The organism is Exiguobacterium profundum (assembly GCF_042652865.1).
In the GTDB taxonomy this organism is placed as follows: Bacteria; Bacillota; Bacilli; order Exiguobacteriales; family Exiguobacteriaceae; genus Exiguobacterium; species Exiguobacterium profundum.
This window is the reverse complement of the sequence record NZ_JBHSHG010000005.1, coordinates 40795-53451: the sequence shown is the minus strand read 5'-3', so window position 1 is coordinate 53451 and position 12657 is coordinate 40795. Positions and strand designations below refer to the sequence as shown.

The following is a 12657-nucleotide window of genomic DNA, read 5'->3' as shown; positions in this document are numbered from 1 at the left end:
TCCCCCTGTGAGGATAGGACGTTGCCAGGCAACAACGCAGGACGACCGAGCATACGCTCGGTCGTTTTTTTGTTTTAGCGATGCTCTCGACATAGAGGCATCGCTTTTCGTTTGCCTTTTTTTAAATCAATGATAAAATATAGTCAAAAGTCAAAGATGGTCAGAGGGTGGTGGAGATGAGAAATATTTCGGATGTCATCGAACAGTATTTGAAGCAAGTCTTGAAGGAAAGTCAGGCAAACGCAATTGAAATCAAACGTCAAGATATCGCACAACGATTCGAATGTGTCCCATCCCAAATCAATTACGTCATCAACACACGTTTTACCGTCGAAAAAGGATATTTAGTAGAAAGTAAACGTGGCGGTGGCGGATATATTCGTATTCGACGCGTTATTTTACACGAAAAGCAAGATGTTCTCTCTAGTTTGATGGATGTCATTCATGAACATCCACGTTTGAACGAACAGCTTGTTGAAAATGTGCTGATTCGATTGGTTGAAGAACAGATGATGCACGAACAAGAGGCGCAGTTGATTTATCATCTCTTATCAGATGAAGCATTGAACTTACAAGTTGACGATCGCTCCTATATTCGACGTCAGCAACTACTCGCGCTGATGAAAGTACTTCGTTATCGTAATGGAGGGTAAGTCGTATGCTATGCGAACGTTGTAAACAGCGACCGGCTGTCAATGAAGTCGTTGTCATGGAACAGGACGTACCCGTAAAAAAACGGCTATGTCGACAATGCACGGTAGAACTTATGACGGGCTATGTGCCGGTCGTAAAGCGCTGCCCAACCTGTCAGATGACGCGTCAAGATTTATTGCGTGTACGAAAAGCAGGATGTGCTATGTGTTATACCGTATTTCGTGATGAACTGATTAAAATCACACGTCAATATCAACAAGGACATGATCATCATATCGGTTCGGTCCCTGACCAGTTACGTACACCACATGAACGAATCGAAGAGCGGCTCGAAAAGTTGGCAGGGGAGTTGACCCGTGCTGTCGAACAAGAAGATTATGAACGAGCAGCACGCATTCAAAAAGAAATGAAGCAATTAGAAGGGCAAGGTGATGTCTAATGGAAACGTTCCTAACACATCCACTTGGTCCCAAAATGAAAGAGCGTGCCAAATTGGATGACCTGGTTGTCTCCACAAGAATCCGACTGGCACGTAACGTCAAAGACACTGTATTTTCGCCAGTCCTTTCTAAAGAAGGAGAACGTCAACTATGTGATCGTCTCGAAGGACGGTTACATGGGTTAAAGGGATTTGAATATCTTCATATGCGTAATTATGATGAAGTCACCCGACAGGCATTGATGGAAAAACATTTGATTAGTCCGGCCATTGCGACCAACGAAGAAAGTGCAGTCTTTTTAAGTGAAGATGAAACTATCAGTGTGTTGATTAACGAGGAAGATCATTTACGAATTCAGACCTTACTCCCAGGTTATCAAGTGAAAGAGGCGTTTGAATTAGCGACTCAAGTAGACGCACTGTGCGCGGAATCACTCTCATACGCCTTTGACGAACAGTTAGGCTACTTGACGACATGTCCAAGCAATATCGGAACAGGACTCCGGGCCTCGGTCATGTTACACTTACCGGGTCTCACGTTAACGGGTCGAATCAGCCCCATTTTGCGAGAGCTTCGAAAACTCGGCTATACGATTCGAGGTCGTTACGGAGAAGGTAGCGATACGGCAGGACGGTTGTTCCAGCTGTCAAATCAGCGGACATTAGGCAGTCATGAATCACAACTGTTAGCTGACTTTATGGAAGTGACAGAACAAGTGATTCAAGCAGAACGTCATGCGCGTGAAGAGCTCATCGCACATCGACAAGAAGAGTTAGAGGATCGGTTTTATCGGTCATATGGTATTTTACGATATGCCAAACTTCTTTCTTCTACGGAAGCCATTGAGCGACTATCTGATTTACATTTAGCGAGTGACTTAGGGATTTTGTCTGATTGGAGTCCGCCGAAGTTCCATGAACTCATCGTTCGGTTACAATCAGGTTTTCTACAAAAACATTTCGGGAAAACATTATCTACGCAAGAACGGGATCGAGAACGAGCGACACTTGTTCGTCGGACGTTAGATCAAGGCTTAGTTTGATCCAACTATAAGGAGGTTATGTCAATGATGTTTGGACGATTTACAGAACGAGCACAACGCGTATTAGCTTTAGCACAAGAGGAAGCCGTACGTCTTGGCCATCATAATATTGGTACAGAACATATTTTATTAGGATTGGTTCGTGAAGGAGAAGGAATCGCGGCAAAAGCGCTCTTCGCCCTCGGATTGACCTCTGAAAAAATCCAACAAGAAGTAGAATCATTGATTGGACGTGGTTCAGAGAATGGATCGACAATTCATTACACACCGCGTGCGAAAAAGGTCATTGAGCTCTCGATGGATGAGGCTCGGAAATTGGGACACTCTTACGTCGGAACGGAACACATCCTTCTAGGATTGATTCGTGAAGGAGAAGGGGTCGCGGCACGCGTCCTCAATAACCTTGGAATCAGTTTGACGAAAGCACGCCAACAAGTGTTGCAACTTCTCGGGAACACGGAGTCATCTTCAAATGCTTCGCAACCTGGGGCGAGCGCCGCAACACCAACGCTTGACGGATTGGCACGCGATTTGACACAACAAGCGCGCGAGTCTCGTTTGGATCCGGTCATCGGACGCGCAGGCGAAATTCAACGTGTCATCGAAGTGTTGTCGCGTCGGACGAAGAACAACCCGGTTCTAATTGGGGAACCAGGAGTCGGGAAAACAGCGGTCGTAGAAGGTCTCGCTCAGCAAATCATCAACAACGAGGTACCTGAAACGCTTCGAAACAAACGCGTCATGGTGCTCGATATGGGAACGCTTGTCGCAGGCACGAAATATCGTGGTGAATTCGAAGATCGCTTGAAAAAAGTGATGGACGAAATTCGTCAAGCTGGTAATGTCATTCTCTTCATCGATGAGTTACACACATTGATTGGTGCGGGTGGTGCAGAAGGTGCAATCGACGCCTCTAACATTCTTAAGCCGTCATTGGCTCGCGGTGAACTTCAATGTATCGGGGCGACTACACTAGATGAATACCGGAAGTACATCGAAAAAGATGCAGCGCTTGAGCGCCGCTTCCAACCGATTCAAGTGAACGAACCGACAACAGAAGAAGCTGAACAAATCCTACTCGGGTTACGCGATCGCTATGAAGCACACCACCGTGTGACAATTACAGATACGGCGATTCATGAGGCGGTCGTCCTTTCTGACCGTTACATCTCCGATCGTTTCTTGCCGGATAAGGCGATCGACCTCGTCGACGAGGCGGCATCAAAAGTACGACTTCGCTCATTCACGGCACCACCGAATTTGAAAGAGTTGGAATCCCGTCTCGAATCGATTCGTAAAGAGAAAGACTCTGCCGTACAAAGCCAAGAGTTTGAAAAAGCAGCTTCCCTTCGCGATACGGAACAGAAGTTACGCGATGAGTTAGAAGAGTTGAAAGCAGAATGGCAGAACAAGCAAGGTAACGAAAAACTTGAAGTGACGAAAGAAGATATCGCTCAAGTTGTTGCGAACTGGACAGGTGTACCGGTCACGAAGATTGCCGAAGAAGAGACAGACCGTCTCCTCAAACTCGAATCGATTCTTCACAACCGTGTCATCGGTCAAGACGATGCGGTGAAATCAATTTCCCGTGCGATCCGTCGCGCCCGGGCCGGATTGAAAGATCCGAAACGTCCAATCGGGTCATTCATCTTCCTCGGACCGACCGGAGTCGGGAAAACAGAGCTCGCCCGTGCAGTTGCCGAAGCGATGTTTGGCGATGAAGATGCCATCATTCGAATCGACATGTCCGAGTACATGGAAAAACATGCGACGAGCCGTCTCGTCGGTTCGCCTCCTGGTTATGTTGGTTACGAAGAAGGCGGTCAATTGACTGAAAAAGTGCGTCGGAAACCTTACTCGGTTATCCTACTCGATGAAATCGAAAAAGCGCACCCAGAAGTATTCAACATCTTGCTTCAAGTGTTAGACGACGGTCGCTTGACGGATTCGAAAGGTCGCACAGTCGACTTCCGAAACACAGTCATCATCATGACGTCTAACGTCGGAGCCGCAGCGCTTCAACGAAACAAATATGTAGGATTCACAGTGGAAGATGATGTGAAACGTGAATATACGGAAATGAAGGACAAAGTACTCGAGGAATTGAAGAAAGCGTTCCGACCTGAGTTCTTGAACCGGATTGATGAAATCACGGTATTCCATTCACTTCAAAAAGAGCACATTCAAGAAATCATCAAACTTATGGCAGAGACACTTAAGAAGCGTCTCGCCGAACAAGGTGTTGATTTCAGCTTGACGGATGCGGCACTCGATAAAATTGCCGATGTCGGCTACGATCCGGAATACGGGGCTCGTCCTCTCCGTCGTGCCCTTCAACGGGAAGTGGAGGACCGCCTCTCAGAAGCAATGCTCGGCGGCACAATCGCTAGAGGCAGTAAAGTTGCGCTCGACGTACAAGATGGAGAGTTCGTCGTTCGTAACGAAGGTGTAGTTCAGTAAAACATTCAGCTCCCTCGTCGTTTAGAGGGAGCTTTTTTTAGACAGGAAGGGAACTTATGGCCAAAATTAAAACGAAATACGTCTGCCAATCGTGCGGATATGAATCAGCCAAGTGGATGGGGCGTTGTCCGGGTTGTAATGAATGGAATACGCTCGTCGAAGAGTTTGTAGAAGAGAAGAAAGCCAAACGTGGAGCGGCCTTTGTGCATAGTTCATCGCGACAATTGAAACCGGAACGCTTAGCGAATGTCGTCTCACAAGAAGAGACGCGCGTGCATACGAATAGTCGTGAATTTGACCGTGTCCTCGGCGGTGGGATTGTCCCAGGTTCACTCGTTTTGGTCGGCGGGGACCCGGGAATCGGGAAGTCGACCATTCTGTTACAGGTTAGCGCTCACTTAGCCCATAGTGGTAAAAAGGTGTTATACATCTCGGGGGAGGAATCTCTCAAACAGACAAAACTTCGTGCGGAACGGCTTGGTTTACCGACCGATGACTTGTTCGTGCTCGCTGAGACGGACATGTTGATGATCGAACGGGTTATTGATGAGGAGCAACCTGGATTTGTCATCATTGACTCGATTCAAACGGTATATATGGATGAGATTCAATCGGCGCCAGGGAGCGTGTCACAAGTTCGAGAATGTACGGCCGCCCTCATGAAAATTGCGAAAACGCGAGGGATTGCGGTCTTCATCGTCGGTCACGTGACGAAGCAAGGGTCGATTGCCGGCCCGCGCTTACTTGAACATATGGTCGATGCGGTACTTTATTTTGAAGGGGAGCGTCATCATACGTTCCGTATTTTACGGGCGGTGAAAAACCGTTTTGGATCGACGAACGAGATTGGCATTTTCGAGATGAAAGAGAGTGGACTAGAGGAAGTGCTTAATCCATCTGAAATATTCTTGGAGGAACGCACGGCGGGCGTATCGGGTTCGACCGTTGTCGCCTCGATGGAAGGTACGCGGACGGTACTCGTGGAACTCCAAGCACTCATCTCTCCGACATCGTTCGGGAACCCGAGACGTATGGCCACGGGCATTGATCAAAACCGAGTCGCGCTGCTCATGGCCGTGCTCGAAAAACGTTCCGGTCTCTTGCTTCAGACGCAGGATGCGTACTTGAAAGCAGCCGGTGGCGTCAAACTGGACGAGCCGGCGATTGACCTTGCGATTTGCATCTCGATCGCCTCGAGTTTCCGCGATCGTCCGACCCGTCCGACGGATGTCTGCATCGGTGAGGTCGGATTGACCGGGGAAGTGCGACGGGTTTCAAGAATCGAGCAACGTGTCGCCGAGGCGGCGAAACTAGGTTTTACACGGGCCATCATCCCGAAAAATAACATGGGGGGATGGACCGCTCCGGCAGGGATTGAAGTCGTCGGGGTCGGGACAGTGGACGAAGCACTCCAGTTGGCGATTCCGTTCTAACGGGTCGCCACTGGCAGTTTTTAACGCTTTGTAACGAACGTGATTGAAAAAATCGTGTTACAATGAAAGTGTTATTTTTTGAAATTTTATTTCATATAGAAGGAGGTGGAATGAGTGAAGATTGCTGTACGAATCGGATTTATTTTGATTGGACTCGTCGTGGGTTGGTTCGGAATCATCGAAGCGACGCTTTTATTAGCAGACCTTGGCATGAATGTGCCGGAGTGGTTAACGATTCCATACGTAGCAAGTTTGATTGGTGGACTTATCTTCTTCATTCTTAGTTTATTCTTAACAGATGGTGTTGTTGCATTTATTCGTTTTGTCGAAGAACGGCTCGTTCGTTTACCCGTAGGGGATATCTTATTCGGTTCGATCGGTCTTATCATTGGGCTCTTGATTGCCTTTTTGATCAGTGTATCGCTTGAAGTCACGAATATCTTCTTACTGAGTAAAATCGTCCCGATTTTTGTCACGGCCCTGTTTGGTTACTTTGGTTTCGCGGTCGGCTATCGGAAGCGTAACGAATGGATCAAACTATTTGTGAAGAGTGAACGGGATAAGCCTGCGGCTGAACCAGTCCAACGCTCGAATGATAAGATTTTAGACACGAGCGTCATCATCGACGGTCGAATCGCAGATATTGCGACGACTGGATTCGTGGAAGGGACATTGATTGTGCCCCAGTTCGTCATCGGCGAACTGCAATACATCGCCGACTCATCGGATACGTTGAAGCGGAATCGTGGACGTCGTGGACTGGACATTTTGAAGGAACTTCAAGAAAACAAGCGCATCCAGGTTGAGATCTATGATGGAGACTTTGAAGATGTACCGGAAGTCGATATCAAATTGATCAAACTGGCTGAACTGAAAAACGGGATTGTCGTTACGAATGACTACAACTTAAATAAAGTGTGTGAGGTTCGAAATGTACCGGTCTTGAACATCAATGATTTGGCGAACGCTGTCAAACAGATTGTCATTCCTGGTGAAGAGATGGTCGTGACAGTTATTAAAGAAGGAAAAGAGCAGAATCAAGGGGTTGCTTACCTTGAGGATGGGACAATGGTTGTCGTGGAGGGCGGACGTAAATTGATTTCGAAGACGCTTCCTGTCGTTGTGACGAGTGTCTTACAAACGTCTGCAGGCCGTATGATTTTTGCCCGTCCGGAATAACGGATCAAAAAGAGACGCGAGAGCGCTCTCTTTTTTCACGAAGAGAGGTATTAACATGGTAGCTTATACAGTTGTCATCCCGGCTGCGGGAAGAGGGAAGCGGATGGGTGCGGATGCGAATAAGTTGATGCTGACGCTCCGTGACAAACCGATTATTGCTTGGACGTTACAGGCGTTCGATACCGATCCGTGGTGCGAACGAATGGTGTTAGCCATCCGGCCAGAAGAACGTGACTGGTTCGAGGCGATGACGTCACAGATGAAGACGCCGGTTACATACGTAGCAGGGGGGGAAGAACGACAACAGAGTGTCCATGCAGGACTGAAGGTTGTTGCACCCGATACGATTGTGATGATTCATGACGGTGCGCGTCCGTTTGTAAAACGTGAACAGTTGCATCAAGTGGCTGAAGCGGCACTGCAAGGTGGTGCCATCTTGGCGGTACCCGTTAAAGATACGGTCAAACAAGTTCAACGTCATCACATCGAACGCACCGTTCCCCGTGAAAACTTATGGTTGGCACAAACGCCGCAAGCCTTTCAGGCGAAAGCGATTTTGGCGGCACATGAACGAGCGGTCGAACAACAGGTGATGGGAACGGATGATGCCAGTTTGTTTGAGTGGCTCGGCGAATCGGTACAAGTGGTCCTTGGGGACTATCACAACATCAAAATGACGACGCCCGAAGATTTATTGTTCGGCGACGCGATTTTAGCGAAGGAGGAATTACAATGAGAATTGGTCAAGGCTTTGATGTACACGCATTTGCAGAAGGACGTCCGTTAATCTTAGGGGGAATCGAAATCCCACATGAGCGTGGACTTCTCGGTCATTCTGATGCGGACGTGTTACTCCATACCATTGCGGATGCGGCACTTGGAGCAATTGCGGCAGGTGATATCGGGAAACACTTCCCGGATACGGATCCGGAATTTAAAGATGCAGATTCGAAAGTATTGCTTCGTCACGTCTGGCAGCTCGTGAAAGATCAAGGCTACGTTCTCGGAAATGTAGATGCGACGGTCATGGCTCAACGTCCGAAACTTCGTCCTTACATTGATGAGATGCGCGCGGTCATTGCCGAACTTCTTGAGGCGGACATCGAGCAGGTGAACGTGAAAGCGACGACGACGGAGAAACTGGGCTTCACGGGACGCGAAGAAGGGATTGCGGCGCAAGCGGTCATCTTACTCAACCGGGCTTGACAGAAATGGTATACTATTTGGGCAGAAGAGAAGAAAGGTGGAACTATTATGAGTGAAGTGCGTGTACGCTATGCGCCTAGTCCGACGGGGCATCTCCATATCGGAAATGCGCGGACGGCGTTGTTTAACTACTTATTTGCTCGCCATGCTGGCGGAAAAATGATTCTTCGGATTGAAGACACTGACCAGAAACGGAATGTGTTGAACGGTGTCGAGAGTCAGATGAAATACTTGGAATGGCTCGGCATCGACTGGGATGAAGGTCCAGGTCGTGACGGAGACTACGGTCCGTATTACCAAATGGAGCGTCTTGCGATTTATGAGAAATACGTCAATGAGTTGATGAGCAAAGGCCTTGCTTATAAATGCTACATGACCTCGGAGGAGCTTGAAGCAGAGCGTGAAGCACAAATCGCACGTGGGGAGGCACCACGTTACTCGGGTGCGCACCGTAACCTCACTGTTGAAGAACGTGAAGCGTTTGAAGCGGAAGGGCGTAAACCGTCTATTCGGATTCGTGTGCCGGAAGGCGTGACGTATAAATGGACAGATGTCGTCAAAGGAGACGTCTCGTTTGAATCGAAAGATTTCGGTGACTGGGTCATCGTGAAACAGGACGGCATTCCAACGTACAACTTCGCAGTTGTCGTGGACGACCATTTGATGAAGATCAGTCACGTGTTGCGTGGGGACGACCATATCGCGAACACACCAAAACAGATGATGGTCTATGACGCACTTGGTTGGGACTATCCTGAATTCGGTCACATGACGCTCATCTACAACGACCAACATAAAAAGTTATCAAAACGGGACGAATCGATCATTCAGTTCATCGAACAATATGCGGATCTCGGCTACTTGCCAGCAGCGCTCTTCAACTTCATTTCGCTCCTTGGCTGGTCACCTGTCGGGGAAGAAGAAATCTTCTCGAAAGAAGAGTTCATTGAAATGTTTGATGCGAAACGTTTGTCGAAGAGTCCGGCAGTTTTTGACCAACAAAAACTTTCTTGGATCAACAGTGTATACATGAAGAAGGCCACGCTTGACGAAGTGGTGGCACTCAGTTTACCATTCTTACAAGAAGCAGGACGATTACCCGAGGCGGTATCTATTGAGGAAGCGGATTGGGCGACAAACTTGATTGCATTGTATAAAGAACAAATGACGCACGGAGCAGAAATCGTCGCGTTGACAGACTTGTTCTTCAAAGATGAAATCGAGTATGACGAGGAAGCGAACGCTGTCCTTTCAGGTGAAACGGTACCTGCTGTTCTTGCAGAGTTCAAACAGCAGCTCGAAGCAATCGAAGACTTCACTCCGGAAGCGATTAAAGCGGCGACAAAAGCGACGCAAAAAGCTACCGGTCAAAAAGGGAAAAACTTGTTCATGCCAATCCGTGTCGCGACGACAGGACAAACACATGGACCAGAACTCCCGAACGCCATTTCGTTAATCGGAAAAGAGCGTGTGTTGAAGCGTCTGACAACTCTATTAGCGTAATAAAGGCATTGATGAGGAAAGTAAGCGGTACGACACGTTGCAGAGACTAGAACCTAGGCTGGGAGTTCTAGATGTGTCCCCCGAAGAAGTGCACCTCTGAGCCGTCTCGGTGATATGTAGTCGAGACCGTGACTCGGCGTTAACGAGACTTGAGAGGGGAACGCATTTTCCCAAACAGAGTGGAACCGCGCTTACGGCGTCTCTGTGCCTTGGCACAGGGGCGTCTTTGTTTTTGTATAAGAAAAGGAGATATCGATTATGGGATTTTGGAGCAGTGTACGCGAAGACTTGCGGACTGTCCTGGAACTAGACCCTGCCGCTCGTTCGAAAGTAGAAGTGGCACTGACTTACCCAGGCCTTCACGCCATATGGGCACATCGCATCGCGCACGGATTATGGAAACGTAACATGAAACTGGTGGCCAAATTATTAGCCCAATTCAGTCGTTGGTTGACCGGGATTGAAATTCATCCGGGGGCGGTGCTTGGGGACCGCGTGTTCATCGATCACGGTTTCGGTGTCGTCATCGGTGAGACGGCGATTATCGGGAATGACGTCACTATCTATCAAGGCGTCACCCTGGGTGGAACGGGGAAAGAGAAAGGGAAGCGTCACCCGACAATCGGGAGTGACGTGCTTATTTCAGCGGGGGCGAAAGTACTTGGTAACATCACGGTCGGCGATTGCGTCAAAATCGGAGCGAGCTCGGTCGTATTGAACGATGTGCCGTCTGATTCGACCGTGGTCGGAATTCCAGGTCGTGTCGTCATCCGAAACGGTAAGCGTGTGAAGCAACATGATCTAGATCATCGTTTCCCAGATCCGGACCGCGAATGCCAAGAACGCTTAGAAGCGGCAGTGGATGAACTACAACAAAAATTAGCAACGCTTGAAACGCGGATGGAGGAGAAGACACATGATTCAGCTGTACAACAGTCTAACGAATAAAAAAGAACCGTTTGTCCCGATTGTTCCGGGTAAAGTATCGATGTACGTATGCGGTCCGACCGTTTACAACTACATTCATGTCGGAAACGCCCGTCCGGCGATCGCCTTCGATACGGTTCGTCGCTACTTGACGTATCGTGGGTACGAGGTCAAATACGTCTTGAACTTCACAGACGTGGATGACAAGATCATTCGTACGGCGAATGAATTAGGAGAAGACACGGAGACGCTGACGAATCGCTATATCGAGGCGTATTTAGCAGATACAGGGGCACTTAACGTTCAACCGGCAGACGTGCATCCGCGTGTTACCGATACGATGGTAGAAATCATCGAATTCATTCGTCAATTAGAGACGGAAGGGTTCGCTTATGAATCAGAAGGAGACGTGTATTTCCGGACGAAGAAGTTTGAGACTTACGGAAAATTGAGTCAGCAATCGATTGAAGATTTGCGGGCAGGGTCACGTGTCGATGTCGGGGAGAAGAAAGAAGACCCGCTCGACTTCGTCTTATGGAAAGCGGCTAAACCGGATGAACCATCATGGGATAGTCCGTGGGGCAAAGGACGTCCGGGCTGGCATATCGAATGCTCGGCGATGGCGAAAAAACATCTCGGGACAACAATTGATATTCACGCGGGCGGGCATGATTTGAAATTCCCACACCACGAGAACGAGATTGCTCAGTCAGAAGCTTGCAACCATGCGAAGTTCGCTAACTATTGGTTGCATAACGGCTTCATTAACATTGAAAATGAGAAGATGTCTAAGTCGCTCGGAAACTTCCTCCTCGTCCATGAGGCGTTGAAAGAAGTCGACCCGATGGTCCTGCGCTTCTTCATGTTGTCTGTCCATTATCGTCATCCGATCAACTATAGCCGAGAATTGATTGAACAAGCGGCGAACGGCTGGAGCCGAATCAAGGAAGCTTATCAAAATATTGAATATCGCTTGTCGGTAACGGCTGGACTTGGAGAGGCGAGCGAGTCGATGGAACGGAAGCTTGAATCCATCAAGGCGTCTTTCATCGAATCAATGGATGATGATATCAATACGGCCAACGCCGTGACCGTCCTCTTTGACTTGGCACGGGAAGCGAACATTTATGCGAAGGCCGATCATGTGGCAAAAGCGACGCTAGAGCAGGTCCTGTCGCTATTTGATGAATTGACGGGTGTCCTCGGCTTGACGTTGGCAGAAGAAAAAGAACTATTGGATGCCGAGATCGACCAATTGATTCAAGAACGGAACGACGCACGGGCGGCACGTAATTTTGCCCGGGCTGACGAGATTCGTGATTTACTAAAAGAACAAAGCATCCAACTCGAAGACACGGCCCAAGGGGTTCGGTGGAAGCGGTTATGATGCAACCGAAACAAATGAATGCCCTTGCGCTCGCCTACATGGGAGACGTGGTATACGAAATGGCTGTACGGAGACGCCTGCTCGAGAAAGGATTGACGCGCCCGAATGACTTGCACCGGGGCGCGGTCCGCTACGTCAATGCACGGGCGCAGGCGAGCGTCGTGACATTTTGGTTAGAGACGGATGCGTTGACGGAAGAGGAACAGGCTGTCGTCAGACGTGGAAAGAATGCGAAATCAGGATCGGTTCCGAAACGGGTCGATGTGCACACGTATCGTTATTCCACGGCGTTTGAGGCACTGATTGGGTATATCTATTTGACAGAAAGAAGGGATCGTCTTGAAGAACTCATCAAACAAGCGTTCGAACGACTCGAAGCCGAGTCGACCGAAACGACATGACGGAAATCGGGGAGCGGAGAAACGA

At 48.7% G+C, this 12657-nt stretch carries 12 protein-coding genes and 1 other annotated feature; all 12 genes read left to right on the top strand.

Annotation, left to right across the window (positions count from 1 at the left end; all coding sequences use genetic code 11):
- Positions 1 to 176 precede the first annotated feature (176 nt).
- Complete coding sequence (locus ACFO4U_RS13860) at positions 177 to 653, top strand: CtsR family transcriptional regulator (RefSeq protein WP_012727708.1); 477 nt, start codon at positions 177 to 179, stop codon at positions 651 to 653.
- A gap of 5 nt (positions 654 to 658) precedes the next feature.
- Complete coding sequence (locus ACFO4U_RS13855; RefSeq protein WP_074035342.1) at positions 659 to 1093, top strand: UvrB/UvrC motif-containing protein; 435 nt, start codon at positions 659 to 661, stop codon at positions 1091 to 1093.
- A complete protein-coding gene (locus tag ACFO4U_RS13850) occupies positions 1093 to 2136 on the top strand; it encodes a protein arginine kinase (protein WP_215244431.1) in 1044 nt (347 codons plus the stop codon). The genes ACFO4U_RS13855 and ACFO4U_RS13850 overlap by 1 nt, the downstream gene beginning before the upstream one ends.
- A gap of 24 nt (positions 2137 to 2160) precedes the next feature.
- On the top strand, positions 2161 to 4596 hold the full coding sequence (locus ACFO4U_RS13845) for an ATP-dependent Clp protease ATP-binding subunit (RefSeq protein WP_012727705.1): 2436 nt from the start codon (positions 2161 to 2163) through the stop codon (positions 4594 to 4596).
- Between the two features lie 56 nt (positions 4597 to 4652).
- Positions 4653 to 6029, top strand: coding sequence for a DNA repair protein RadA (gene radA / locus ACFO4U_RS13840; protein ID WP_012727704.1), 1377 nt, complete (start codon positions 4653 to 4655; stop codon positions 6027 to 6029).
- Positions 6030 to 6143: 114 nt separating this feature from the next.
- Positions 6144 to 7208, top strand: coding sequence for a PIN/TRAM domain-containing protein (locus ACFO4U_RS13835; protein WP_078147872.1), 1065 nt, complete (start codon positions 6144 to 6146; stop codon positions 7206 to 7208).
- 55 nt (positions 7209 to 7263) lie between these two features.
- Complete coding sequence (gene ispD / locus ACFO4U_RS13830) at positions 7264 to 7944, top strand: 2-C-methyl-D-erythritol 4-phosphate cytidylyltransferase (protein WP_012727702.1); 681 nt, start codon at positions 7264 to 7266, stop codon at positions 7942 to 7944.
- A complete protein-coding gene (gene ispF / locus ACFO4U_RS13825; RefSeq protein WP_012727701.1) occupies positions 7941 to 8414 on the top strand; it encodes a 2-C-methyl-D-erythritol 2,4-cyclodiphosphate synthase in 474 nt (157 codons plus the stop codon). Before ispD ends, ispF begins: the two co-directional genes overlap by 4 nt.
- Before the next feature lie 45 nt (positions 8415 to 8459).
- Positions 8460 to 9917 (top strand): glutamate--tRNA ligase, encoded by a 1458-nt coding sequence (gltX, locus tag ACFO4U_RS13820; protein WP_201302271.1) that lies wholly within the window; start codon positions 8460 to 8462, stop codon positions 9915 to 9917.
- Positions 9917 to 10124, top strand: a binding site (T-box leader). (Overlaps the previous gene by 1 nt.)
- A gap of 51 nt (positions 10125 to 10175) precedes the next feature.
- Complete coding sequence (cysE, locus tag ACFO4U_RS13815) at positions 10176 to 10865, top strand: serine O-acetyltransferase (RefSeq protein WP_215244432.1); 690 nt, start codon at positions 10176 to 10178, stop codon at positions 10863 to 10865.
- Entirely contained in the window at positions 10834 to 12231 is a 1398-nt protein-coding gene (gene cysS, locus ACFO4U_RS13810) for a cysteine--tRNA ligase (RefSeq protein WP_159563156.1), read from the top strand. The genes cysE and cysS overlap by 32 nt, the downstream gene beginning before the upstream one ends.
- Positions 12228 to 12632: a Mini-ribonuclease 3 gene (locus ACFO4U_RS13805; RefSeq protein WP_074035355.1), complete on the top strand. Its 405-nt coding sequence runs from the start codon at positions 12228 to 12230 to the stop codon at positions 12630 to 12632. The genes cysS and ACFO4U_RS13805 overlap by 4 nt, the downstream gene beginning before the upstream one ends.
- Positions 12633 to 12657 lie beyond the last annotated feature (25 nt).